Source organism: Burkholderia sp. Bp8992 (assembly GCF_003853705.1).
GTDB lineage: Bacteria > Pseudomonadota > Gammaproteobacteria > Burkholderiales > Burkholderiaceae > Burkholderia.
Genome location: NZ_QTQI01000002.1, coordinates 177811 through 202401, shown reverse-complemented (window position 1 = coordinate 202401; position 24591 = coordinate 177811). Strand labels below are relative to the sequence as shown.

Sequence of the window (24591 nt, the reverse complement as noted above, 5' to 3'; positions counted from 1 at the left end):
TGATCGATCTCCGTGACGCCTGCTTCGCCGACGCCCCCGGCGTTTTACTACCTGACCAATTTCGAACGCGCGCTGGCCTGGCTCGGCGAGCGTTACGACGACCTGTTCGACGCGCACGAGCACGCGTTCGTCCGGCAGTTCGCGACGCTGCCGCAGCCGTCTCGCGCGCTGCTCGTGCGGATGCTGATGCGCAGCGGGTCCGACTTCCGCGCGAGCAAGCTCGCGTACGACGAAATCGGCAGCACGCTCGACGCGGCCGCGCCGCTCGTCGCGCTCGGCTGGGTCGACCCGGCGCCCGCGCTGACGCTCGACGAGCTGTTCGCGCTGTCGACCAAGGCCGACCTGCTGCGCATCTTCCCGTCGCTCGCCGCGCATGCCGGCGAGCGCAAGCCCGAATGGCTCGAGCGGCTGCGGCCCGCGCACGACACCGCGCAGCCGCTCGACGCGTGGTGCGCGCAGGCCGGCGACCGTGTGCTGCGCGTGACGGTCGGCGCGCTGTGCGACCGGCTGCGGCTGATGTTCTTCGGCAATCTCCATCAGGACTGGAGCGAATTCGTGCTCGCCGATCTCGGCGTGTTCCAGTACGAAAGCGTGCCGATCGCGCCGTCGTCGCGTGCGTTCCAGCAGCGCGGCGACGTCGATGCGTATCTCGCGCTGCAGACGTGTCGCGACGCGCTCGACGTGTGGCCCGACGACTTGCCGTTCGACGACCTGATGCGCTCGATCGACGCAGTGGGTTGCGCGCAGCCGTGGCTCGCGACGCGTCGCGCGAAGCTGCTGTTCGCGCTCGGGCAGGCCTGCGAGCGCCGCGCCGACTGGGATGCCGCGCTCGATGCCTACGCGCGCAGTGCGTGGCCCGGCAGCCGCCACCGGCGCATCCGCGTGCTCGAGCGCTGCGGGCGCGACGACGATGCGCTCGCGCTGGCGCTCGATGCGCGCGGCCGCTTCGAGAGCGACGAGGAGCGTCAGCGCGTCGAGCGCATGCTGCCGCGTCTGCAGCGCCGTGCCGGCCAGCGTGTCGAACGCGCGGCCGCCGCTGCCGGCGCACCGCGCGAAACACTCGTGCTCACGCGTCCCGACGCGTTCGTCAGCGTCGAATTCGCAGTGCGAGACCATCTCGCGCAGCCGGCTTCGCCGGTCCATTACGTCGAGAACACGCTGATCAATTCGCTGTTCGGCCTGCTGTGCTGGGAGCCCGTGTTCGCGGCCGTGCCCGGCGCGTTCTTCCATCCGTTCCAGCGCGGCCCGGCCGACCTGCATGCGCCCGATTTCGCCGCGCGCCGTGCGGACGCATTCGACGCGTGTTTCGCGCAGCTCGATTCGGGCGCGTACCGCGACACGATCCGCCGGCATTTCGCGACGAAGGCCGGGCTGCAATCGCCGTTCGTGTTCTGGGGCGTGCTGACCGACGCGCTGCTCGATGAAGCGCTCGCGTGCCTGCCGCCCGAGCACTTGCGGCTGTGGTTCACGCGCCTGCTCGCGGATATCCGCGGCAACCGTTCGGGGCTGCCCGATCTCGTCCGCTTCTGGCCCGATGAGCGCCGTTACGAGCTGATCGAGGTGAAAGGCCCCGGCGACCGGCTGCAGGACAACCAGACACGCTGGCTTGCATACTGCGTCGCGCACGGCATGCCGGTGCGTGTCGTCGATGTCGAATGGGCCGGCGAGGGCGTGGCGCACGCCGAAGCGGCGGGGCTGTCCGCATGAGCTACGTCGTCGCGGTGCGGGCCATGTGCGAATTCACCGCGCGGCGCGGCGATCTCGACCTGCGCTTCACGCCCGCGCCGACGGCGCTCGAAGGCATCGCCGGCCACGGTGCGGTCACGTCCAAACGCGGCGCGCGCTACGAAACCGAGATCGCGCTGACGGGCACGTGGGGCACGCTCACCGTGCGCGGCCGTGCGGACGGCTACGATCCCGTGGCGAACCGCGTCGAGGAAATCAAGACCTACCGCGGCAGCCTCGATGCGATGCCGGCCAACCATCGCGCGCTGCACTGGGCGCAGGCGAAGGTCTACGCGCACCTGCTGTGCGACGCACGCGGCCTGAAGGAAATCGACGTTGCGCTTGTGTATTTCGACATCGTGTCCGAGCGCGAGACCGTACTCACGGAAACGCTCGATGCCGGCACGCTCGCGACCTTCTTCGCCGAGCAGTGCGCGTGCTTCGTCGGCTGGGCCGAACGCGAGTCGGCCCATCGCGCCGCGCGCGACACGGCGCTGCGCGCACTTGCCTTTCCGCATGGGCAGTTCCGCAGCGGTCAGCGGGAACTGGCGGTCTCGGTCTATCGCGCGGCGCGTGACGAACGCTGCCTGATGGCGCAGGCGCCGACCGGCATCGGCAAGACGCTCGGCACCGTGTTTCCGCTGCTGAAGGCGTGCGGCGAGGGCGAACTCGACCACGTCTTCTTCCTGACCGCGAAGACGCCCGGCCGGGCGCTTGCGCTCGAAGCGGCGACGACGCTCGGCGCCGGCACGCCCGCGCTGCCGCTGCGCGTGCTGGAACTCGTCGCGCGCGACAAGGCGTGCGAGCATCCGGACAGCGCGTGCCACGGCGAATCGTGCCCGCTCGCGAAAGGCTTCTACGACCGGCTGCCAGCCGCGCGCGATGTGGCGATCGAGGCCGGCCTGCTCGATCGCGACGCCGTGCGCACGGCCGCGCTCGCGCACGACGTCTGCCCGTACTACCTGTCGCAGGAGCTCGCGCGCTGGTCGGACATGGTGATCGGCGACTACAACTACTACTACGACGGCAGCGCGATGTTGCATACGCTCGCGCAGCAAAACCAGTGGCGTGTCGGCGTGCTCGTCGACGAAGCGCACAACCTGCTCGACCGCGCGCGCAAGATGTACAGCGCGTCGCTCGATCCGTTCGCGTTCGCGGCCGCCCGCGAAGCCGCGCCGGCGGCGCTGCGCAAGGCATTCGACCGGCTTGCCCGCGCGTGGGGCACGATCAATCGCGCGCAGACCGAGCGCTATGCCGCGTATCCGGACGTGCCGGGCCCGATCGTATCGGCCGTGCAGAACCTCGTCGCGGCGATCGGCGAACACCTGACCGACGCGCCGCGCGCGAACGGCGACGCGTTGCTGCGGTTTCATTTCGAGGCGATCCAGTTCGGCGTGCTCGCCGAAGCCTTCGACAGCGCATCGATCTTCGACGCGACGTTGCTCGGCGAGCCGATGCCGCGCCAGCCGGCGCTCGACGGTGTCGCGACGGCTGCCCGCCGCCGCCGCGTCCAGTCGACGCTGTGCGTGCGCAACGTGATTCCGGCCGGCTTTCTAGCCCCGCGCTACGAGGCCGCGCGCGCGACCGTGCTGTTCTCGGGCACGCTGAGCCCGTTCCATTTCTATCGCGACACGCTCGGGCTGCCGGGCGATACGGGCTGGCTCGACGTCGACGGGCCGTTCCGCGCCGAGCAGCTGACGGTGCGCGTCGCGAGTCACGTGTCGACCCGCTGGCGCGATCGCGACCGGTCGCTCGAACCGATCGCCGACCTGATCGCCGCGCAATACGCGACACGGCCCGGCAACTACCTCGGCTTCCTGAGCAGCTTCGACTATCTCGGGCGCGTGGTGGCGCTGATGCAGACACGCCATCCGGACGTGCCCGTGTGGGCGCAGGCGCCCGGCATGGCCGAAAGCGAGCGCGACGCGTTTCTCGCGCGCTTCGACGCGGGCGGGCGCGGTGTCGGTTTCGCGGTGCTGGGCGGGGCGTTTTCGGAAGGCGTGGACCTGGTCGGCGAACGGCTGATCGGCGCGTTCATCGCGACGCTCGGGCTGCCGCAGGTCAACGACGTCAACGAGCAGATGCGGCGTGCGATGGACGCGCGGTTCGGCAACGGCTACGACTACATGTACCTGTATCCGGGCTTGCAGAAGGTCGTGCAGGCGGCCGGGCGCGTGATCCGCACCGAGCACGACGAAGGCGTCGTGCACCTGATCGACGACCGTTATCGCAGGCGCGAGGTGCGCGACCTGCTGCCGCGCTGGTGGCGGATCGGGTGACGGTGCAGGCGAAGGCGAGGCGGCCTGGCGCTACAGCACGTTGAGCATCGCGAGCGCGGCTTCCTGCAAGTGCGGCAGCACGCGCCGCACGGCCGCGTCGGCGGTCTCCGCGCCGATCGGCATGTTCGTGCTCAGCGCGGCGACCACTTCGCCGTGACGGTTCTTCAGCGGCACCGCGATCCCGCGCACGCCGACCTGCAATTGCTGCTCGATCGCCGCGAAACCGGCGTCGCGCGCCTGGTCGACCTGTTCGAGCAGCCGCGCCTTGTTGGTGATCGTGTGCGGCGTGAACGGTGGCAGTTCGGCTGCGTCGAGCCACGCGCGCACGGCTTCGCGATCGGGGTGATGGGCGAGCAGCACGACACCGGGTGACGTCAGCGGCGCCGGCACGCGCGCGCCGAGCACGAAGCCCGTCGTCATCACGCGCGACACGCCATTGCGTGCGATGAACACCAGTTCCCAGCCGTCGAGCACGCTGACGTACGCCGATTCGTTCAGCGACGCGCTCAGTTGCTGCAGATAGGGCTGGACCGTGCGCGGCAGGCGCGCCGAATCGAAGTACGACCAGCCGACCCGCAGCACGCGCGGCGTGAGGCCGTACAGCTTGCCGTCGGTGTACACGTAGCCGAGCGCTTCGAGCGTCAGCAGGTAGCGCCGCGCGGCCGTGCGCGTGAGGCCCGTGCGCGCGGCGGCCTGCGTGGGCGTCATGCGCGCGTGCTGGCTGTCGAAGGCTTCGAGGATCATCAGGCCTTTTTCGAGGCCGGCAATCCAGTCGCGTCGGTCGAGTTCGGGCTTTTTCATCGTCGGGGGGCGGTGGGTGCGCGGTATTCGCGCGCGAGTGGGCGATTATCGCGCGAGTTGTGGGGTAACGGGCGATTGGTTGATCGGCCATCCCCTTGTCCGCCGGATAGCGGCAGATATAGAGTCGGCGACATCTATTCAAGGAGGATCGTATGCGGGTTGCAAAGTGGGGGAATAACCTGGCGGTGCGCCTTCCGGCCGGTCTGGTCGACGTGTTGGGGCTGCGTGAAGGCGACGAAGTCGAAATCGTCGTTCACCGTGCCGGCGCTTTGGCCGAGAGCCGCAACGCGCGTCCCGAAGCGCTTCTGCTGCCGTTGAGGCGTTTCAGAGGCAAGCTGCCTGGCGGTTTCAGGTTCAGGCGGAACGACGCAAACGAGTAGATCTGACTCGACCCATTCAAGCGCCGGAACGCAACTGCGACGCGGTCCAGGTTACTTGTGTTCATGGCGGAGCGCGGCAATGCGCCATCGCGCACCCATCACGCACCAGTCCTCGACGAAATCGAAGCGGGAATCGATCGCCTGGTTGATTCGAACCGATCCGATGCCCGTTATCGTCGCCCATTGTCCGCGCGTGACGATTTGCATGGTTTCGTCCTGATATGCGATACCCGTGTCCGATGCGCGTTCGGCCGCGGCGACGCGCATTCGCGCAAGGAATTGCGCTTTCGTGCGAATGTAAGCTTTGTGCTGGACAAAGAAGTGTGGGCTCGCGATGAAATCGAGTTGCTCGATATCGGCGTGACGATACGCATCGATCCAGACGTCGCGCATCTGCGCCAGGGTGAATCGGGGTTCCATAGGCTGTGCATTTTCCTGCTGGAGCGCGGGTGCACGGTTTTGGCGCTATCCGCGGGGTCGGGAAGGAAGCCTATGGCCGGGCGCACATTTCGGCAATTGGACAGGTCTGAATCTGGTTGTTTCGCGCGCGGGAAAAAGCCGACGGGTAGCAGGAGTAGACGTCCCGATGACGCATCGTCGGGCTGGCGCTGACAGCGGGGAAGAGGAGTGAAGCAGCACGCAGTGCGCTGACGAGAGCAGATGGGAATCGATGGCAGAACGCTGCGCGGTCGCGCATAGAAGCGGCCGATAAAGCATGAAAAGCCGAGGAACCGGATGCGACGCGACCGTCACGCGCGCCGCATCCTTCAGTGCATCATTCGCTGCTCGTCCACTCGACGTTCGCGCCGACCGACCGCAGGTTCTCGACGAAATGGGGGTGCGCGCGGCGGATCGGCAGCGCGTTCATGATTTCCGAACGGCCTTCGATGCTCGCGGCCACCATCAGCAGCGCGATCGCGACACGGATGATGTACGGGCTTTCGACGCGTGCCGGCGTCAGTTGCAGCCCGCCGAACGTGATCAGCCGGTGCGGATCGGACAGCAGCACGTGCGCGCCGAACTTCGACAGTTCGCCGGACCAGCCGAGCGCGCCGTCGTAGACCTTGTTCCAGAACATCGCGCTGCCTTCCGCGCGCACGCCGAGCGCGATGAAGATCGGCAGCAGGTCGACCGGCAGGTACGGCCACGGCGCGGCTTCGACCTTGGTCAGGATGTTCTGCGTGAACGGCCGGCGCACGCGCAGCGGGCCGTCGCGTTCCGCACGCGACCAGCCGTCGCGGTGCGTGACGTTGACGCCGAACTTCGCGAACGTGCGGTCGATCAGCGGGAAATGCTCGGGCGACGAGTTGCGCACGGTGATGTCGCCGCCGGTGATCGCGCCGAGCGCGAGGAACGTCGCGATCTCGTGGAAGTCCTCGGCAAAGCGGAACTCGCCGCCGCCGAGCTTGCCGCCGCCCGTCACGCACAGCCGCGACGTGCCGATGCCCTCGATCGTGACGCCGATCATCGCGAGGAACTGGCAGAACTCCTGCACGTGCGGCTCGGACGCCGCGTTCATCAGCGTCGACGTGCCGCTCGCGGCCGTCGCGCACAGCGCGAAGTTCTCGGTGGTGGTCACCGACGCGTAGTCGAACCAGTGGTCGTTGGCCGTCAGCGGGCCGTCGGTGCGGACGATCAGCGAATCGGGCGTGCGCTCGATGTGCGCGCCGAAGCGCTCGAACACCTCGACGTGCGGATCGATCTCGCGCACGCCGAGCGTGCAGCCTTTCACGTCGTTCTCGAGGCGCGCGACGCCGAAGCGCGCGAGCAGCGGCGGAATCAGCATGATCGACGAGCGCATTGCCTCGGGCAGCCGGTGGACGGCAGGATCGAACTTCGTGTTGCGATGGTGGAGTTCGAGCAGGCCCGTCGTGAAATCGACCGACACGTCGCTGCCGAGCGTGCGGAAGATGTCGAGGATCTTGCGCACGTCGGTGATGTCCGGCACGCCGACGAGGCGCAGCGGCTGATCGGTCAACAGGGTGGCGCACAGGATCGGCAGGACGGCGTTCTTGTTCGCGGACGGCTTGATGTCCCCGCGCAGCGGAGTGCCGCCGTGGACGATGAGATTCGACATGATATGGGGGCGTATCGGTGACTGACGTAGGCCCATATGATGCCATTGGTCGGCCGGCGGCGTGGAATGTTCAGAGGGGAAAAAAGGGGATCGGGATACGCGATTGACGGTGTTTGACGTTGGCTGCATGCGATTCGGCCGGACGATTGCCTGCCGGCACGGAGAAATGGCCGGCCGCGAATCCGGCCGGCCATCCGGTCAGGCCATCACTGCGCCGCCCGCATCCGCGCGGCGACCACCAGCGAGATCAGGCAGCCGACCGCGAGATAACCGGCGACGAGGTGCCACGACCCGCCGGCCACGCTGACGAGGCCGACCGCGATGAACGGCGTGAACCCGCCGCCGACGACGCTCGCGAACTGGTAGCCGACACCCGCGCCGCTGTAGCGGTATTCGGCGCCGAACAACTCGGTGAACAGCGGCTGCTGGACGCTCACGACCATGTCGTGCGCGGCGTTCGCCAGCAGGATCGAGAAGATCACGATCCACGCGATCGACCGCGCCTCCAGCGCGACGAAGAACGGCACCGCGGACGCCAGGCCGATCAGCGCGCCGATCAGGTAGATGCGGCGCAGGCCGTAGCGGTCGGCGAGCCACGCGAAGCACGGAATCGTCACGCAGCTCACCGCGCCGACCAGCAGGCCGATATTCAGGAACAGGTCGCGCGACATGCCGAGGTTCGTCGTCGAATAGCTGAGCGCGAACGCGGTGACGATATACATCGTGAACAGTTCGGCGAGCCGCAGCGCGACGATCAGCAGGAACGCCTTCGGATGACGCGTCAGCGCTTCCAGCACCGGCAGGCGCAGCTTGCGGTTGCCGTGCTCGACCTTCTCGACGAACTCCTGCGACTCGTCCATGTTCTTGCGCACCCACAACCCGATCAGCACCAGCACGATGCTGAACACGAACGGCAGGCGCCAGCCCCACGACTTGAACGCCGCTTCACCGAGCGTGTGGCTCAGGATCGACACGATGCCCGTGGCCAGCACGAGGCCGACGCCGTAGCCGACCTGCACGCCGCTGCTGTAGAACGCCTTCTTCTCCTTCGGCGCACTCTCGACGGCCATCAGCGCCGCGCCGCCCCATTCGCCGCCGACCGCGAAACCCTGGATCGCACGCATCAGCACCAGCAGCACGGGCGCCCACCAGCCGATCGTCGAGAACGCAGGCAGCAGGCCGATCGCGACCGTCGACAGCCCCATCAGCATCACGGTCAGCACGAGCATCCGCTTGCGCCCGAGCCGGTCGCCGTAGTGGCCGAACACGACGCCGCCGAGCGGCCGGAACAGGAAGCCGACGCCGAACGTTGCGAACGCGGCGAGCGTGCCCATCGTCGGGCTGACTTTCGGGAAGAACTCGGAATTGAATACGAGCGCGGCGACAATCCCGTACAGCAGGAAGTCGTACCAGTCGACGACGGCGCCGACGAAGCTGCCGATCGCGGCCTTGCGGGCCTGGCTGCGCGCGCGGGCGCCGGCTGCGGCGTCGAGGGTGTCGAAGGTTGGGGTCATGGCGGTGTCTCCTGGCTCGGCGCATCGTGGAATCGTGGCGGCGCCGCGTCCGATGCTGAATTGAAGTCGATGGGTGAACGGAGAATAGGGCGCACGCCGCATGGCGGCAATTGGCCAATCGGACAAAGTGCGCGATTATCGTTCAAGTTCGTGCGATTATCGAACGATTTCCGGGTTTGCACTAAGCGGCGTGGCGATATCCCGTTCGGCCAGGGTGTGCCGCCGTGAACGATCTGGTTAAAATCTGCAGCATCGACAATTTGCCCGTTCGGGGCGGATGCGCGGTCGTTCCGTCGGCCGCACAGGCCGCACGCGACGGGCGCCGTCCCCATCGACCGCATGCCCTCGGAGACTGGAATGCCCGGCAATTCCCACCCCCTGTCCAGCGATACGCCGCCTGTTGCCGATCCGGCCGCCAATCCGCTCGGGATGGCCGGCCTCGAGTTCGTCGAATTCGCGGCGCCCGTGCCGGAAGCGCTCGCGCAGCGCTTCGAGCAGTTCGGGTTCAAGGCGATCGCACGCCATGTCAGCAAGAACGTCACGCTGTACCGGCAGGGGCAGATGCATTTCCTGATCAATGCCGAGCCCGATTCGTTCGCTGCGCGCTATGCGGAGGAATACGGAATGGGCGTCTGCGCGATCGGGCTGCGCGTGGCGAGCGCCCGGCGCGCGTTCGAGCGGGCGATCGAGCTCGGCGCATGGGCGTTCGAGGGCGAAAAGGTGGGCGTGGGCGAACTGAAGATCCCGGCGATCCAGGGCATCGGCGATTCGCACCTGTATTTCGTCGACCGCTGGCGCGGGCGGGACGGCCAGCGCGGCGGCGTCGGCGATATCTCGATCTTCGACATGGATTTCCGGCCGATCGACATCGCGACCGCGCACACCGATCTCGACTGCGCGGGCGTCGGCCTGCAGCAGGTCGACCATTTCACGCAAACCGTCGGCGCGGGGCGCATGCGGGAGTGGCTGGATTTCTACCACGACCTGCTGCATTTTCGCGAGATCCACGAAATCGATGCGCACTGGCATGTGTCGGAGGAATCGCGCGTGATGGTATCGCCGTGCGGCGCGGTGCGGATTCCGGTCTACGAGGAAGGCACGCGGCGCACCGAGCTGATGCATGCGTATCTGCCCGACCATCCGGGCGAGGGCGTGCAGCACGTTGCACTCGCCACCGACGACATCCTGTCGTGCGTCGATGCGTTGCGTGCGAACGGCGTCGAATTCATCGAGCCGCCCGCGCGCTATTACGACGACGTCGATGCGCGGCTGCCGGGGCACGGCGTCGATCTCGACGCGCTGCGCCGCCGGGCGGTGCTGGTCGACGGCGAGATCGGCAGCGACGGCGTGCCTAAGCTGTTCTTCCAGACCTTCGTGAAGCGCAAGCCCGGCGAGATCTTCTTCGAGATCGTGCAGCGCCAGGGGCACCACGGGTTCGGCGAAGGGAACCTCGCGGCGCTCGCCCGCGCGCGCGACGCTGGCTGAACGGCCGCGGCGACCGCATCAGGCATCGGGCGTCACGCGTTACACGTTACACGGCAATCCTCACGCATTGCACGGCAAGCCTCACAGGTCGGCGGCCGTCACGCGATATCGCCCGCCTCGAGCTTGCGGCTTTGCCGGCGCATGCCGTCGAAGATCGCATCCGCAACGTCCATCGGGAAATCCGCAGGAATCTGCGCGGCAGCCTCGGCAATCGCGGGTTCCGTGCGAGCAACGACCGCGGCCATCGCGACGCGCACGTCGTCCTCGGTCAGCCCGACACGCCGGCCCTGCGCAATCCAGTGGCGGGGCTGGATCTCGCCGATCACGTAGTGCCGGTTCTTCCCGCACACGGCCATCGCAAGGCGCGCGCGGCGCGGCGGAATCTGGTTGCGGCGCGTGCCGATGATCGGATGCGCGGACAGCACGTCGTACAGCGGCGTGCTGCGGTACGTGTTGCCGGGCAGGTGCGCGATGCTGAAGTTCTTCGCATGGCCGTCGATCGCCGCCAGCACCCAGAACACGAGCTGCGCGACGAAGAAGTTCGTCCGGTCGTGCGCGGCGTCGGCCGAATTCGCGAGGATGCCCATGATCGTGTCGATGCCGGGGCCGCCGTCCGATTCGTACTTGGCGCCGGACGGCGTGCCGGTCGCCTGGCACATGTCCTCTTGCGGCAGCCGCAGGAGCCACGAGCCGTCGCGCGACGGCCGCCGGTCGAAGCGCTCGACGATCAGCGCCTTCTGGTCGTCGAACCGGCCGATCTCGCACGGCGCGACCGGCAGGCCGTACGCCGCGACGAGCTTCGCGCACAGCCATTCGTTTTCCACCGACGTGCGCATGTCGGCCTGCATGTTCCCGACGCGCCCGAGCGGCAGTTTGAAAATGTGCGTCGTCGGCGTGCTGCCCGTCGGCCGCAACCAGCGGTTGCGCTGACGCAGCAGCGCGGTCTTTTCCTGCGCGCCGGCGATCGACAGGCGCAAGTCGCCGTCCGGCTCCGCGCGGCCGGGCAGCGGGGCGGCCGTCGCATGGCGCAGCACATCGGCGACGGCCGCGTCGTCGAGCGTGACGCCGCTGATGGCCTCGAGATCGACCGGCGTCTCGCCTGGCGGCAGCATCTGGATCGCACCGACGCAATCGCGGCCGATCGACGCGAGCAGTGCGAACGGCGCCGTCGATCCGAGCCGGTAACGCTGCGCGATGCGGCGGCGGATCGGCTCGCTGTCCGGCAACAGGTTGTCGAAGTAGTCGGCAACGACCGCGCCCTGGTGCGGCTGGTTGCCGGGCGTGAAGGGCAGCGACAGCGACAACGGTCGCCCCTGGGGATCGTCGAGCCAGTCGGGCAGGTAGACGAGGCGCTCGATGCCGCGCCGAATCTCCCAGTAGCCGACCGGAATACCGTTCATCCACAGGTCGAGCCGGTCGTGGCGGGCGCGGGTGGCCATCGTCACCAGTCCTCCCGCTTCGAAACGCGCGGCTTGGCTCGGGTCGCTGCCGGCCGTTTTCGCGCGACGCCGGCCGTAGTGCCGGCCGGGCTTTGGGCGGCCGTGGTGCCGCGTTTGCTCGCGGCCGGCTGGCGAACCGCCGGCGCGGCAGCGACAGCGGAAGCGGAATCGGCCGCTTTCGCCGATTCATCCCGTTCGTCGAGGCTGAGCGTCATGCGAACGCCGAGCGCGTTCAGCACCTTGAAAAGCCGTTCGATGCTGACCGCCGACGGATTGGCTTCGAGCTGCGCGTAGGATTGCTGCGTGACGCCGACGCGGGCGGCCAGTTGCGCCTGCGTGAGCCCCGCGGACTTTCGGAAGCCGACGAGTATCGGGCGTAATTGGGTCAGGGTCTGGACGGGAAAAGCCATCGGGCGCTCCACGAGATAACAGGCGATCGTTTGTAATCGGAAAATACAGTCTATGGTATGTATCGTCAAAATACAAATCAAAGGCTGTATTTACAAAAAACAAACGATAACCTGTAACGCGTAGAGCCAGCCGGCCATCTCCCGCAAGGTGCCGCGCACGACGCCCGCGCATCGACGCATCAAGCCGCCCGAAGCGGATTCGCGTGTGCGCTCCGCGCACCTTCCGGATCGTCGTCCCCGAGCGGGATGAACGCCATGATCTCCAGATCGTGCCCCGACAGCGCCGGCAGCCGGAACGGGCTCGACAGCACGTTCAGCCGCCGCACGCCGACGTCACGCAGGATCTGCGACCCGATCCCCGTCACGCGCCCGTCGCGGTGCCCGTTGCCGGCCGGCATCCGCATCGCGTCGCCGCGCATGTCGCAATCGAGCAGCACCGCCACGCCGCAGCCGGCCGCGTCGATCCGCTGCAGCGCGGCATGCAACGGCCACGAATGCGCGGACGGCTCCGCGTCGAGCAGGTCGAGCAGCGAATGGCATTCGTGCACGCGCGTCAGCACCGGGGTCGCGGGATCGGGTTCGCCGCGCACGAGCGCGAGATGCGGCGCGCCGTGCACGGCGTCGCGATACTCGATCGCGCGAAACCGCCCCCACGGCGTATGCAGCGGCCGCTCGCCGACGCGTTCGACCAGCGATTCGTGCTCGCGGCGGTAGTGGATCAGGTCGGCGATCGTGCCGATCTTCAGCCCGTGATGCGCGGCGAACGTCTTCAGCTCCGGCAGGCGCGCCATCGTGCCGTCGTCGTTCATCACCTCGCAGATCACCGACGCCGGCGTGAGCCCGGCAAGCGCCGCGAGATCGCAGCCGGCCTCGGTGTGGCCCGCGCGCACGAGCACGCCGCCCGGGCGCGCGGCGATCGGGAATACGTGGCCGGGCTGCACGAGATCGTCGGGGCGCGCGCCTTCCCGCACGGCCGCGCGAATCGTATGCGCACGATCGGCCGCCGAAATGCCGGTGGTCACGCCTTCGGCGGCCTCGATGCTGACGGTGAACGCGGTGCCGAACGGCGTGCCGTTATGGTCGGCCATCGGCGGCAGCCGCAGTTGCTCGCAGCGCTCGGCGGTCAGCGTCAGGCAGATCAGCCCGCGCCCGAAGCGCGCCATGAAATTGATCGCGTCGGGCGTCACGTGATCGGCGGCGATCACGAGATCGCCTTCGTTCTCGCGATCCTCTTCGTCGACGAGCAGGACCATGCGGCCCGCACGAAGCTCGTCGACGATCTCCCGCGTGCCGGCGAGCGTCATTGCGCCTCCGCGGCGTCGAACGCGCGGCGCAGCGCGGCGGCGCCGAACGTCAGCACGCGGTCGGCTGCGTCGACGGCGCCGAGCATGCTCGCGAAACCGTGCAACTGGCCCGGCCAGCGCACGAGCGTCACCGGCGTGCCGGCCTGCGCGAGACGCTGCGCATAGGCTTCGGCCTCGTCGCGCAGCGGATCGAATTCGGCGCTGACGATCGTCGCCGGTGCGACGCCCGCGACGTCCGGCGCGGCGAGCGGGCTGGCAAGCGGCGATGCGCGATCGGCGCCGTCGTCGAAATAGTGATGCTTGAACCAGCGCATCATGTCGGCCGTCAGGAAATAGCCGTCGCCGAGCGATTGATACGACGGATGCTCGGTCGCGCAATCGACGACCGGATACAGCAGCAACTGATGCGCGATCGCGATGCCCGAGCCGCGCAACTGCAGCGCGGCGACCGCCGCGAGATTGCCGCCGGCGCTGTCGCCGGCCACGGCCACCGCGCCGGCGCGCGCGCCGAGATCGCGTGCACTGGCCGCGGCCCAGCGCACGGCGTCGCATGCGTCGTGCGCGGCAGCCGGGAAGCGCGCTTCGGGCGCGAGCCGGTAGTCGACCGACAGCACGAGCGTGCGGGCCCGCTGCGCGAGGCTGCGGCACAGGTTCGCGTGCGAGTCGATGCCGCACGACACGAAGCCGCCTCCGTGGAAGAACACGGTCAGCGGCAACTGCCCGTCGGCGTCGGGCCGATACAGCCGTGCGGACAACTGACGGCCCGAGGCGGGAACCTGCCAGTCCTCTTCGGCGGCGACGGCATCGCCGGGCGCGAAGGCGCCGCCCGCGGCGAGGCTCGCACGGTAGGCGGGAACGGTGAGCTGCGCGAAATCGATCGCGGGGGCCTGGGCGAATGCGGCAAGCAGCGCCTGCGCCTGAGGGTCGAGCGGCATGGGAACTCCTGTCTGAATCGAATGCGGTCTGAATCAGGTAAACCCGTGTCGCGGTTTTCCCTGAGTCCGCACCGGATGCTTGCCGGTACGGCCTGACGGGCATTCCAGCGCAGCAGGCAGGGCGCCACATCATCCGATTGGACGATGGTTCACACGCGCGGATGGCCAATTCTCGCCATTCAGTGAATCTCCCGATGACGCTGGAATTTAGACGCGTCTTAATCATGGCGGCGCGGGTGGTCACACCGGATACATGTCGTATGGAGGATGGAGCGTGCTGATGGAGACGAGATGGGCTCCGCAAGAGAGCCAGGCAACCAGTGACGAGGCCGATATCGGCGTCGCGGATTTCAGCGAGCTGATGGCGCGCATCTATCAGGGGCCGCTGGAGACGCCGCCGTGGGCCGGCGCGCTCGAACTCGTCCGTCGCTGGCTGCAGGCGAACTACGTGACGCTGATCCTGCGCGCGGCCGCGAGCGATCGCCGCGCGCCGCTGTCCGTGCACGCGTCGGAATTCGGCCCGGTCGTCCCGGGCGACGGCGAGGCGTCGTACAACAACTACTACTATTCGCTCGATCCGTTCGTCGGCCTGCCGGCCGATCGCGTGGTCACCGTCGACGACGTGTTCGGCGACACGGGCTGGCTGTCGAGCGAGCTGTACAAGCAGTTCCTGAAGCCGCAGGACGTGCGCTATATCCTGGGCGCGGACCTGCGCACGCCATCGGGCGTCGAATGCCGCTTCCGCGTCTGCCGCAACCATGCGGCGAAGCAGTTCTCCGCGCGCGACAAGGCGATCTGCGCGCTGCTGCTGCCGCACCTGAAGCGCGCGGTCGAACTGCATTCGCGGCTCGATTCGGCCGAGGTCGAACGCTCGATCTATGCGAACGCGATCGACCGCATGCAGGTCGGCACGATCGCGCTCGACGAGAACGGCACGATCATCGACATGAACAGCGTCGCCGACGAGATCCTCAAGCAGAACAACGGCCTGACGATTGCGCGCGGCACGATCGAAGCGACCGACGCGCAGGAAAACCGCACGCTGAAGCGGCTGATCCGCCACGCGGTGATGGGCCACCACGGCACGGCCGCGGCGACCGTCGAGGCGATGCCGATCACGCGCAGCTTCGACAAGCCGCGCCTCGGGCTGCTGGTGCGCACGGTGCTGCTGTCCGACTGGTCGGAAGACAACAAGCGGCGGCCGGCCGTCACGCTGTTCCTGCGCGACCCCGACCGCAAGCCGCAGGGCGCGCAGGAAATCATCCGCAAGCTGTTCGACCTGACGCCGGCCGAGACGTCGCTCGCGCTGCTGCTGACGAACGGGCTGACACTCGAGGAAGCCGCGGACGAATCGGGGATCAGCAAGAACACGGCACGCACGCACCTGCGTGCGATCTTCTCGAAGACGGGCGTCACGCGGCAGGCGACGCTCGTGCGGATCCTGCTCGGGAGCGTCGTGCCGCTCGGCTAGGCGGATGCGGGTGCTGATGCCGATGTCGGCACATCGGAAGCGAACGCACTCGTCCGGCGATACATCGACATCAGTCGACGCATCGCGGGTTGCGCGACAACGACGGCATCATGCAAAAGAGGCTCGCGCCGCGCGAGCCTCTTCTTCATTCGAGCCGACCGAGCCGACAGCATGCATCGGACGTTCGGCGATACCCACCACGTTCACGACCCGCGCGTCGAGCGATTCGCCCACTCGGCCAGCGCCGGCCACTGCGCGCAGCCGCGCCGGATGAACGCGGCGCCCGTGCGGATCACGAGTGCGCCGATCGCGAGCGCGGCCACGTCGTCGAGGCGGCCGAAGCCGACCAGTGCCGCGCTCATTGCAAGCGCCGCCAGCAACGACGAAAACGCATCGGTACGCACATGCCAACCGCTCGCCTCGAGCAGCGCGGAACCCGTCTCGCGCGCCTTGCGCAGCATCCAGTACGAGAGCGCGGCCTTGCCGGTGAGCGTGACGGCGACGAGCGCGAGCGTCGCCGTACCCGGCTGCACGACGGGCGGCGTATCGAACCGGGTCGTCGCGTGCCAGATCATCTGCGCGCCGGTCGCGACGAGCAGCGCGCCGAGGCCCGCGAGCGCGAGCGGTTCGAAGGTCGGGCGCCGCTCGGGCGGCAGGCGGGCGTCGAGTCGGCACGCGACGAGGATCAGCGCATCGGCCGCGAGGTCGATCGCCGCATGCGCGACGTCCGCCAGCAGCCCCGACGAATGCGCGGACCATGCCGCAACCGTCTCGGCGGCGAGCAGCAGCAGGTTGATCGCGAGACTGACGGCGAGGGCGCGGGACGTGGCCGCATAAACGTGGGGCGTGGCGCGCGACGTGCACTGCATGGCGGATTCGTCCGTCGATGGCGTGGGTCAGCCCCGAACGCTACCGGTCGACGGTGGCAGATCGGTGACAGCGGTGGAATCGCGGGACCGGTTCGGTGCCGCGGCGACGCATGCGTCAGGCGCGCCGACTTCGACGAGCATGAACGGCATTCGTGAAAATGGTGCTCGCTTCGTGTCGTGGCCGGATCCGCGCCCGCGCTGTGCCAACGTAGCGCGCAGTACGATCCTGCCGCGAGACCCCCATGTTCCGAAAGATCAGCAACGCCGTGCTCGAGCGACGGCAGCCCGAACCCTCGACGACGTCCGGCGAACGCAAGGCGCCGGATCCCGGCAAGCAGAAGGCGGCGCCGGGCGCAACGCCGCCACCGCAGCTCGCCGGGCTGGAGACGCGCTCGCCGCGCAAGTCGGCGGAGCAGACGCGGGAATCGCCGTCCGACTGGGGCGCGCAAACGCTGAAGGCGCTGGATGGCGTCGCGCAGCGCGGCGCGACGCCGGGCAGCGAACGCACGACGGGCTTCACCGTGCGGAAATCGCCGACGCCGCGCTCGAATGCATCGCTCGCTTCGTTGAAATCGAAGAGCCGGCCCGCGTCGATCACGGACAAGACGAGCGAGGTCGAGACGTCCGAGCCCCGGCACGTGCCGGCCGTCGTCGCGGCCACGCTGCACGAGACGGAGACCGAGACGACTTCGGTCACGAAAACCGACAAGACCGCCAAGGCGGCGGAGACGGCCGCCGCGCCCGCGACCGGCGACCACGTGGCGCGCCTCGGTCGCGTATTCGACACGTTTTTCGGCGAAGCCGTCGACCTCGACACGCCGTCCGTCAAGCCGTCTGCCAACAAGGACAAGCACGCGCCGGTGGTCGCCGACGTGCCGCAAGCGGCGCGCGATGCACAACTCGAAGCGACCCGCTCGCCCAACGCGCGCTTCGAGGCGGCGCTGGCCGGCCAGGACATGCAGCCGATCCGCAACGGCGGACGCGGCAACAACTGCTCGATCTACTCGCTCGTGCAGTGCGCGAAGCCGGACCTCGACGGTCCGGCGCTGGACCAGGCGGTAAGCGAGATCCGCACCGACTTCGACGCGCAGCACCCGGACGAGAAGGGCCGGATGCTGCTGCTGGACACCAACGCAGGCGGGCACGGCGCGGCACTCGTCTCGCTCGTGAACGAGAAGTTCGGCGTCGACATGCAGGTCGGTGTCGTGCAGGCGGGCGTCGAGGACGCGCATCCGGTCACGACGATCGGCCAGTTCCACGGCAGCCAGCGTCAAGCGGGGCAGGCGCCGACGCATCGTGTCGTCGTGTGGGACCAGCACGGGCATTTCGAGGCGATCACCAGCACCTCGGACAAGGCCGCCGCCGGCGAGACCGATGCGACGACACTGAAGCCGCAGCCGGGCTCGACGGCGCCGCTGGCCGCGCCCGTCACGACCAAGCCGCCGGGCGAGCTGGCCCCGAGCAAAAGCGGCGAAACGCCGCCCGACAAGCAAGCGGACGGAACGACGCAGACCGGGAAGCAGGACGCGGCGCCGCGCCCGCATGGCGAAGCGCTGGGCCAGCTCGTGCCGAACGCTACCGTCGGCGCGAAGGCGCTGCGCCGATTCGGGCGCTGGATCCGGGTCGACAACGAGAACGCGCTGCCGCAGTTGCTGAACAAGACGAAACCCGAAGGCGGGATCGTGCAGGGCCTGACGAAGGCGCACCTGACGTCGTCGCCGGCGTCCGCGCTGGCCCTGGCGCACGAAGGCGTGAATACGGTCTACGCGGCGCAGGAACTGGGCACGTCCGCGATGCGCAAGAGCCGCTACCAGAAGCAACTGGGCAACTGGCCGGCCTCCGCCGACGACCCGAAGATCAAGACGGGCGGCCGCGAGGTGCCGCTGTCGGAAATCGCGGGAAAGACCGATTTCCAGTCCCGCTACGACCTCAAGGTGGCGATCCTGGGCCAGTCCGAGGGCCCGCAGCGGGAGAAGATGCTCGACGTGCTGACCGGGCGCTACATCGCCGAGGTCCAGGGCAAGAACCGCGTGGTCCGCTCCGCGATCAGGACGACCATGTCGGCCGTGGGGATCGGGGCCGGCGTCGGCCTGGCGGTCGGCACGCATGGCGCCGCGTCCGCGGCGATCGCGGGCGGCGCGATCCTGTCGGGGCGCGACCTGCTCGACAACCGCAAGGCGGCCCATTCGCTCAAGCAGCATTATCGCGACAAGAAGATGGCGGCCATCGCCGACGGCGCGATGCGCAACCGGCTCGAAAAGCAGCTCGACGGCGAGCCGGATGCGACGGAAAAGGAGGCCTGGGACGGCATTCGCGACACCGTCAACCAGCAGCGCATCGGACGCCTCCTGCCGATCAAGTTCGACAGGTTCAACGAGAACAAGTCGACCGACAACAAGAAGCAGGAGGTCGACCTCGTGAAGAAGCATGCGGCCGCGCGCGTGGTCGGCATGCTCGAAGAGAGCCATGGCCGGCACTCGCTGGCGCCTGCCTATCTGGAGGCGAGCAATGGTGTGCGTCACAAGGAACTGAAGAAGTTCTATCGCAAGGCGGTCGACGAGGACCGGCGGTCCGACGGCGGCAGCGACATTGCGTCGGCGTTGCAGCTGATGCGCGATCTCGGAATGTCGAAGATGGAGGCGATCGCGCATCTGCGCACCGCGGCCGGCGGTGTCGCGCAGAAGCCGCTCGACGAGGATCAGGCCAAGCAGATGAAGAACGATCCCGATCCGGTCGTCAGGCATATGGCGCAGTCGCCGACCGACCGTCTCGAATCGGCGCTCGGTTCGGCGATGGGGCGGCGCTAGGGTCGCGGCAATGGCCGACGATCGGCGAAGAAACGGACGATTGCAGGAAGGGCAGTCATTTTTTCATGATTATGAGAATGGATCAGGTAATTATGACGCGCATTAATCGATATTTCGCTTCGTATTTATGCGCGTCGATACGCACCGGTTCTCGTGTCGCGTCGGTCACTCACCTATATTGACCGCACGAAATGCAAGCCGGGTAAATACTTCCAATCAAAGACAGGAGTGTCCGATATGGCCGCGAATATCACGATTACCGTCAGTCCGTCGACGACCACGCCGACCGATTTCGGCAATTCCGGAGCCAATGGTGCATCGTCGGCCAATCAGCCGGCGAGCTTCACGCTGGATGCCGGTTCGCTGGCCGCGCTCCTGAAGCCGCCGGCCGGCGGCAACGGCGCGAACGGCCTGGGCGGCGCGGGTCAGGGGCTGCACAACGTGAAGCTGAGCACCGACAAGGGTACCGTGCAGGTGCAGATGGACAGCCAGGGCAACATCTACGACAAGAGCGGCAAGAGCATCGGCAAGCAGAACCCGGACGGTTCGTTCACGTTCGACAGCGGCAAGAGCCCCGAGGCGGAAATCCTGAACACCGGCTCGGCGAACGGCAAGCACCAGCCGCAAGGCCGCGAAACGATGAATGCGTCCGACGTCAGCGTGTCGGCCGGCGACCTGCGCGGCCCGAACGGCAACGGCAGCGGCGGCGCCGGCGGCACGGATGGCGGCTCGACGATTCCGGTGAACTACCCGCAGAACGGCGGCGCGTTCAACGCGAACGGCGCCAACGGCGTGCCCGGCGGCCAGGACGTCAACATCGGCGTGGGCAATTCGCCGACCGGCGGCCAGACCATCACGATCACGCTCGGCGACGGCGCGTCGCCGAATGGCACCGTGCCGCAATCGGGCAGCTCGCCGTTTGCGAACGGCGGGCTCCCGGTCGGCCTGGGCGGCTCCGGACAGGCCGGCGAGGGGCTGCACAACGTGAAGCTGAGCACGGACAAGGGTACCGTGCAGGTGCAGATGGACGATCAGGGCAACATCTACGACAAGAGCGGCAAGAGCATCGGCAAGCAGAACGCGGACGGCTCGATCACGTTCGACAGCGGCAAGAGCACGGCAGCCGAGATCCTGAATACCGGCTCGACGAACGGCAAGCACCAGCCGCAGGGCCGCGAGACGATCGATGCGTCCGACGTCAGCGTGTCGGCCGGCGACCTGCGCGGCAGCCAGGGCGAAGCGCAGGATGCCGCGACCGGCAAGGAAGTCGAAAAACTCAGCCAGCTCGGGCTCGGGCCGGTGGATCCGCAGGGGCAGACGGTCACCGTCTGACGTGGCGGCCGCGGCCACCCGCGGCCTGGACATGACTGACGACGCGGCAGGCGCGATGCGCCTCGCCGCAGGGCAATCGCAATTGGCATGAGACGGCTCATTCTGGATCGAAGCGAGGACGTGATGCAGTTCGTCGCATCCTTGACGGGGGAAGCGCGCTACCCCAACTACGACGACGCGATCGGCCTCGAGAAGGACGGCCGGCTCGTGGCGGGCGTGGTGTACCAGGCCTACAACGGCCCCAACGTGGCGATGCATTTCGCGGTGGCCGGTTCGCCGCACGTGATCACGCCCGGGTTCGTCTGCGCGGCGTTCCGCTTTCCGTTCATCCTGCTGCGCTGCAACCGGATCAGCGGCTATGTCCGCGCCGACAACCTTGCCGCGCAGCAGCTCGACGAAAATCTCGGCTTCCGGCGCGAAGGCGTGATCCGCGAGGGGGCGTCCGACCGGACCGATTTCATCCTCTACGGCATGCTGAAGCACGAGTGCCGCTTCCTCGACGGCCGCTACCTCGCGGCGATGAACCGCGACCTGGCGCAGCAGGAGTGCGCGGAGGCGTGATGCGATGCGGGTCGGGCGAACGCCATCGCGGCGACACGAATGCATCTGTACGGCGCGCGATGCGGATGCCGTTCATGAAGGAGTCAGCATAAATCCATATAATCGTTTTCATTGCGACTTATAGGGTCGGTTTAAACGGCTTTATCGAATCGATATTCATTTGTTTACTTATTAAAGATAAACAGATCGAATCCTTTCCGGAGGAATTCATTCATTGGTATCCAATACCGATGATTGTTGCATGCAAGACGAATTCAAGGCGGCGCGATATATCCCTATTCGCGGCATATTTCGCCGCCTGGCCAGACATTCTCCACTCACGATCCGGATAACCGAGCCGGAGCTGTACGTTGCATCCATCGCATCCGCTGTCGCCGACGCAGCCTGTCGCGACAGCCGGGGCGTCCAGTTGCCGCAGTCGGAACCATGGCATCGCTCCTCGCATGACGCCGCTCGCCGGCCGGCATGGACGACGCATTTCCTGCCTGCTCATCCAGGGAACGAGCTGATAATGAATCTCGCGGTTTTCTCCAAAGACATGACGCGGCGCGATGCAATCTGCAGCCATCTCGCCGCGAACGGCATCGCCGTCGAACGGTTCGACGACGAAACGAGCTTCGCCCGCGCGCTCACGCGTCGCGAGTTCGACGCGATCCTGATCAGCATGGAGGCGGGCATCGATCCGCAGCATCCCGTGCTCGTCCATCGCGCGTGCCACGGCGTCCAGCGCGCGCCGCTGATCCTGATCTGCTCGCCGAACGACAGCATGGAAGCCGTCGACCTGCTGCACTACGAGACCGACGAGATCGTGCTCGCGCCGATCAGCCTGCCGGAACTGTTGCTGCGTCTGCGGCTGACCAGCCGCCGGCTCCAGTGCACGCGCAGCAGCGTGGACCGCGAGCGCCTGACGTGCGGCCCGTACCGGCTCGATCGCCACGCGTCGACGGTCAGCGTGGCCGGCGACGTGATCCGGCTCACGTCGCGCGAGTTCGCGATCGCATGGATGCTGTTCTCGCAGTTCGACAAGTACGTCGCGCGCGGCGAGATCGCGCGCGCGGTGTGGGGCAGCCCGGAGGACGTCGTCAGCCGTTCGCTCGAACAGCACATCTACAAGCTGCGCAAGAAGCTCAGCCTGAACGGCGAGCATGGCGTCTACCTGCGCACGATGTATGCCGTCGGCTACCGCATCTTCATCCAGACGCGCGAGCATCGTGCCGCGCCGGTACGGCAACGCACGACGATGCCGGTGCCGGCGTATGCCGACGACTTCGATGCGCCGGTCGCGCGGCACGCGACCGGCGGGCGCTGACGCATGACACGAGCGCGCGCGTTGATCGATCGAGCCGGGACGCGCCGCTTGCCGCGGCGTCGCCGGACGACAGCGCGCGCAATCCTGCTCGCCGCGGTTCGCCTCCATGCCTTCGCACATTCCATCGCACCGCGCGGCCACTGAGGCCGCCCGGACCGACGACGCCCGCGGGCCCGACGGCACGCCGGCGGAGATCCCGCGCGATGCGGTGCAGGTGCAGCTTGACGGCGACGTCGTGCTGAGCCTGCTCGCGCTGATCGGTGGCGGGGGCGCGGGACTGAAGGACGCGGCCGGTGGCGGGCAGGCGCAGGGCGGGCCCGCAGGCACGGCCCCAGGGCCCGCGCGCGACGGCGCGCCGTGGCCGCGCACGGTGCCTGGCATGCGCGGTGGCGTGGCAGGGTCGGTGGCGCCCGGCACGGGCCAGAGTACGCAGACGGACATCCTGCTGCCTGCACTCATGGGGAACACGCAGGCCGGCGACGATGCCGTCCCGGCCATCGTGCCGGATGCAGGCGGCGACGCGCAGCAGCGGCAGGCGCCGGACCCGGTTGCACCCGAAGGCGCGCTGCCGCTTGCGTTGCTGCCGGGTGCCGACTTGCTTCGTCAGCCCGGTGTCGAAACCGCATGGCCGTCGGCAGCCGATGCGCAACCGACGCCGCCCATGGCAGGCGCGAACGACGTCGGGCCGCACGTCGACGGCGACGCTGGCGAAGCCGGCGACACGATGCGTGCGCCAGCGGGCGCGACGGCCTTCGCCGGACCGGCAGCGCCGCTCGCAACGCCACCGCGTACCGGCGCCGAGGCACCCGCCGCGCAGACGGAACGGCTCGCCGCGACCGCCGATCACGCGCCGTCCGGTGCCGAACGCCGTGCGTCCACGCAGCCGGCAACCGCCACGCCGCTGATGCCGCAGATGTCGACGGCACGCCGCGGCGACGCCGTACCGCCGGCCCGTTCCGCACGCGATGTGCTGGCTGACGCCGCCGGCACGGCCAACCGTTACGCGCATGCGACGGTGCGCCGAGCGGGCACGCTCGCGGCCGCGACCGGGCGGTCGCTGGCCGCGCACGGCGCGGCGCTGCCCGGTGTGCGTGCACTGGAGGCCAATCTCGTCGAACGCGGGTGGATGTCCCGTGCTGTGCGGCCATCCGCGTCGTCCGACGAAGCCGGCATCGGCAGCGGCGCCGGCGCGGACGCGGGCGATCCGTCGTCCGTCGCGTCGGGCAACGAAGCCGCGGGCGTGGTGAACGTCGTGCGGTATGTGGTGCAGGCGCGCGAATGGCTGGACGAACGGCGCCCGCGCGCGCCGGCAGGCAGTTGCCCGCATCGTCGCAGCCTGCGCTGCCGCTGGTACTGCCGTGCGGGATGCGCGCGGCGCGGCGGATGAGCGTGGCGTGCTTTCTTCCTTTTCAACCTTCGGAATTTCCGGCTTCGACATGAGAATCGACACGATGCAGGGCGCGGCGATCGCGTGGCTGGGCGGCATGCTGCTGGCGGGTTGCAGCGCGACCTCGCCATCCGCGGCAAACGGCGCGCCGGTGTTTCCCGACCCGGGCACGGCGTGGGTCGCCGGCGGCAAGCAAGTCAGCGTGCGCGACCTGCGGAAAGTCGTGCCCGGGATCACCGAGAACCAGGTGTACCTGCTGATTCACGAGCCGCATTTCAGCGAAGGCACCTTCGGCGTCCGCGCGTGGAACTACCTCTTCAAACTGCGAACCGGCCGCCCCGGCGAATATGCGACGTGCCAGTACCAGGTGCAATTCGATACGCACCGGCTGGTCCAGGCAACCTACTGGAAAGACCCCGCGTGCGCGCAATACGTGACGCCCGGCGCGACTGCGGCGTCGAGCCCGGCAGACGCGTCGTAGCGCGGCGCAGGCCGCTCGGCGGGCG

The 24591-nt window shown here is 68.2% G+C and carries 20 protein-coding genes; 11 read left to right on the top strand and 9 right to left on the bottom strand.

What is annotated here, in order from left to right:
• The first annotated feature begins 12 nt into the window (after window positions 1-12).
• Entirely contained in the window at window positions 13-1707 is a 1695-nt protein-coding gene (locus DIE03_RS03770) for a VRR-NUC domain-containing protein (RefSeq protein WP_124447619.1), read from the top strand.
• On the top strand, window positions 1704-4004 hold the full coding sequence (locus DIE03_RS03765) for an ATP-dependent DNA helicase (protein WP_124447617.1): 2301 nt from the start codon (window positions 1704-1706) through the stop codon (window positions 4002-4004). Before DIE03_RS03770 ends, DIE03_RS03765 begins: the two co-directional genes overlap by 4 nt.
• Before the next feature lie 30 nt (window positions 4005-4034).
• On the opposite strand, the gene DIE03_RS03760 is transcribed toward DIE03_RS03765, so the two are convergent.
• Entirely contained in the window at window positions 4035-4805 is a 771-nt protein-coding gene (locus tag DIE03_RS03760) for an IclR family transcriptional regulator C-terminal domain-containing protein (protein ID WP_124447615.1), read from the bottom strand.
• Between the two features lie 152 nt (window positions 4806-4957).
• On the opposite strand from DIE03_RS03760, the gene DIE03_RS03755 reads away from it, so the two are divergent.
• Window positions 4958-5185: an AbrB/MazE/SpoVT family DNA-binding domain-containing protein gene (locus DIE03_RS03755; RefSeq protein WP_124447613.1), complete on the top strand. Its 228-nt coding sequence runs from the start codon at window positions 4958-4960 to the stop codon at window positions 5183-5185.
• A 51-nt stretch (window positions 5186-5236) separates the two neighbouring features.
• Here DIE03_RS03755 and DIE03_RS03750 read toward each other — a convergent pair whose 3' ends face one another.
• The 3 genes from DIE03_RS03750 to shiA all read right to left on the bottom strand — a co-directional run bounded on the left by DIE03_RS03750 (window position 5237) and on the right by shiA (window position 8776).
• Window positions 5237-5605 carry a DUF4440 domain-containing protein gene (locus DIE03_RS03750; protein ID WP_124447611.1) on the bottom strand — a complete coding sequence of 123 codons (369 nt, stop codon included), beginning with the start codon at window positions 5603-5605 and terminating at the stop codon, window positions 5237-5239.
• A gap of 355 nt (window positions 5606-5960) precedes the next feature.
• The gene (locus DIE03_RS03745) at window positions 5961-7262 is read right to left on the bottom strand and encodes a UDP-N-acetylglucosamine 1-carboxyvinyltransferase (protein WP_047903294.1); all 1302 of its coding nucleotides are present in this window, start codon (window positions 7260-7262) and stop codon (window positions 5961-5963) included.
• Window positions 7263-7468: 206 nt separating this feature from the next.
• Window positions 7469-8776, bottom strand: a complete 1308-nt coding sequence (gene shiA / locus DIE03_RS03740) for a shikimate transporter (protein ID WP_124447609.1) — start codon at window positions 8774-8776, stop codon at window positions 7469-7471.
• A 357-nt stretch (window positions 8777-9133) separates the two neighbouring features.
• Between shiA and DIE03_RS03730 the strand changes: the two genes are divergently transcribed.
• Window positions 9134-10261 (top strand): 4-hydroxyphenylpyruvate dioxygenase family protein, encoded by a 1128-nt coding sequence (locus tag DIE03_RS03730; protein WP_124447607.1) that lies wholly within the window; start codon window positions 9134-9136, stop codon window positions 10259-10261.
• 98 nt (window positions 10262-10359) lie between these two features.
• Here the strand turns inward: DIE03_RS03730 and DIE03_RS03725 are convergent, their stop codons facing one another.
• The 4 genes from DIE03_RS03725 to DIE03_RS03710 form a co-directional block, all read right to left on the bottom strand.
• On the bottom strand, window positions 10360-11700 hold the full coding sequence (locus DIE03_RS03725; protein ID WP_124447605.1) for a type II toxin-antitoxin system HipA family toxin: 1341 nt from the start codon (window positions 11698-11700) through the stop codon (window positions 10360-10362).
• 2 nt (window positions 11701-11702) lie between these two features.
• Window positions 11703-12110 (bottom strand): helix-turn-helix transcriptional regulator, encoded by a 408-nt coding sequence (locus DIE03_RS03720; RefSeq protein WP_124447603.1) that lies wholly within the window; start codon window positions 12108-12110, stop codon window positions 11703-11705.
• A gap of 179 nt (window positions 12111-12289) precedes the next feature.
• Window positions 12290-13414, bottom strand: a complete 1125-nt coding sequence (gene ribBA / locus DIE03_RS03715; RefSeq protein WP_124447601.1) for a bifunctional 3,4-dihydroxy-2-butanone-4-phosphate synthase/GTP cyclohydrolase II — start codon at window positions 13412-13414, stop codon at window positions 12290-12292.
• The gene (locus DIE03_RS03710) at window positions 13411-14349 is read right to left on the bottom strand and encodes an alpha/beta hydrolase (RefSeq protein WP_124447599.1); all 939 of its coding nucleotides are present in this window, start codon (window positions 14347-14349) and stop codon (window positions 13411-13413) included. Before DIE03_RS03710 ends, ribBA begins: the two co-directional genes overlap by 4 nt.
• A 280-nt stretch (window positions 14350-14629) precedes the next feature.
• On the opposite strand from DIE03_RS03710, the gene DIE03_RS03705 reads away from it, so the two are divergent.
• Window positions 14630-15820, top strand: a complete 1191-nt coding sequence (locus tag DIE03_RS03705) for a LuxR family transcriptional regulator (RefSeq protein ID WP_124447597.1) — start codon at window positions 14630-14632, stop codon at window positions 15818-15820.
• 203 nt (window positions 15821-16023) lie between these two features.
• Here DIE03_RS03705 and DIE03_RS03700 read toward each other — a convergent pair whose 3' ends face one another.
• On the bottom strand, window positions 16024-16689 hold the full coding sequence (locus DIE03_RS03700; protein WP_124447595.1) for a cation diffusion facilitator family transporter: 666 nt from the start codon (window positions 16687-16689) through the stop codon (window positions 16024-16026).
• A gap of 242 nt (window positions 16690-16931) precedes the next feature.
• On the opposite strand from DIE03_RS03700, the gene DIE03_RS03695 reads away from it, so the two are divergent.
• The 6 genes from DIE03_RS03695 (at window position 16932) to DIE03_RS03675 (ending at window position 24566) form a co-directional block, all read left to right on the top strand.
• On the top strand, window positions 16932-19496 hold the full coding sequence (locus DIE03_RS03695; protein ID WP_124447593.1) for a hypothetical protein: 2565 nt from the start codon (window positions 16932-16934) through the stop codon (window positions 19494-19496).
• 237 nt (window positions 19497-19733) lie between these two features.
• On the top strand, window positions 19734-20828 hold the full coding sequence (locus DIE03_RS03690) for a hypothetical protein (RefSeq protein ID WP_124447590.1): 1095 nt from the start codon (window positions 19734-19736) through the stop codon (window positions 20826-20828).
• Window positions 20829-20915: 87 nt separating this feature from the next.
• On the top strand, window positions 20916-21389 hold the full coding sequence (locus DIE03_RS03685; RefSeq protein WP_124447588.1) for a GNAT family N-acetyltransferase: 474 nt from the start codon (window positions 20916-20918) through the stop codon (window positions 21387-21389).
• A 511-nt stretch (window positions 21390-21900) separates the two neighbouring features.
• The gene (locus DIE03_RS03680; protein ID WP_185658093.1) at window positions 21901-22698 is read left to right on the top strand and encodes a response regulator transcription factor; all 798 of its coding nucleotides are present in this window, start codon (window positions 21901-21903) and stop codon (window positions 22696-22698) included.
• 106 nt (window positions 22699-22804) lie between these two features.
• Window positions 22805-24085, top strand: a complete 1281-nt coding sequence (locus tag DIE03_RS38115) for a hypothetical protein (RefSeq protein ID WP_185658092.1) — start codon at window positions 22805-22807, stop codon at window positions 24083-24085.
• A gap of 49 nt (window positions 24086-24134) precedes the next feature.
• Window positions 24135-24566: an outer membrane protein assembly factor BamE gene (locus DIE03_RS03675; RefSeq protein WP_185658091.1), complete on the top strand. Its 432-nt coding sequence runs from the start codon at window positions 24135-24137 to the stop codon at window positions 24564-24566.
• Window positions 24567-24591 lie beyond the last annotated feature (25 nt).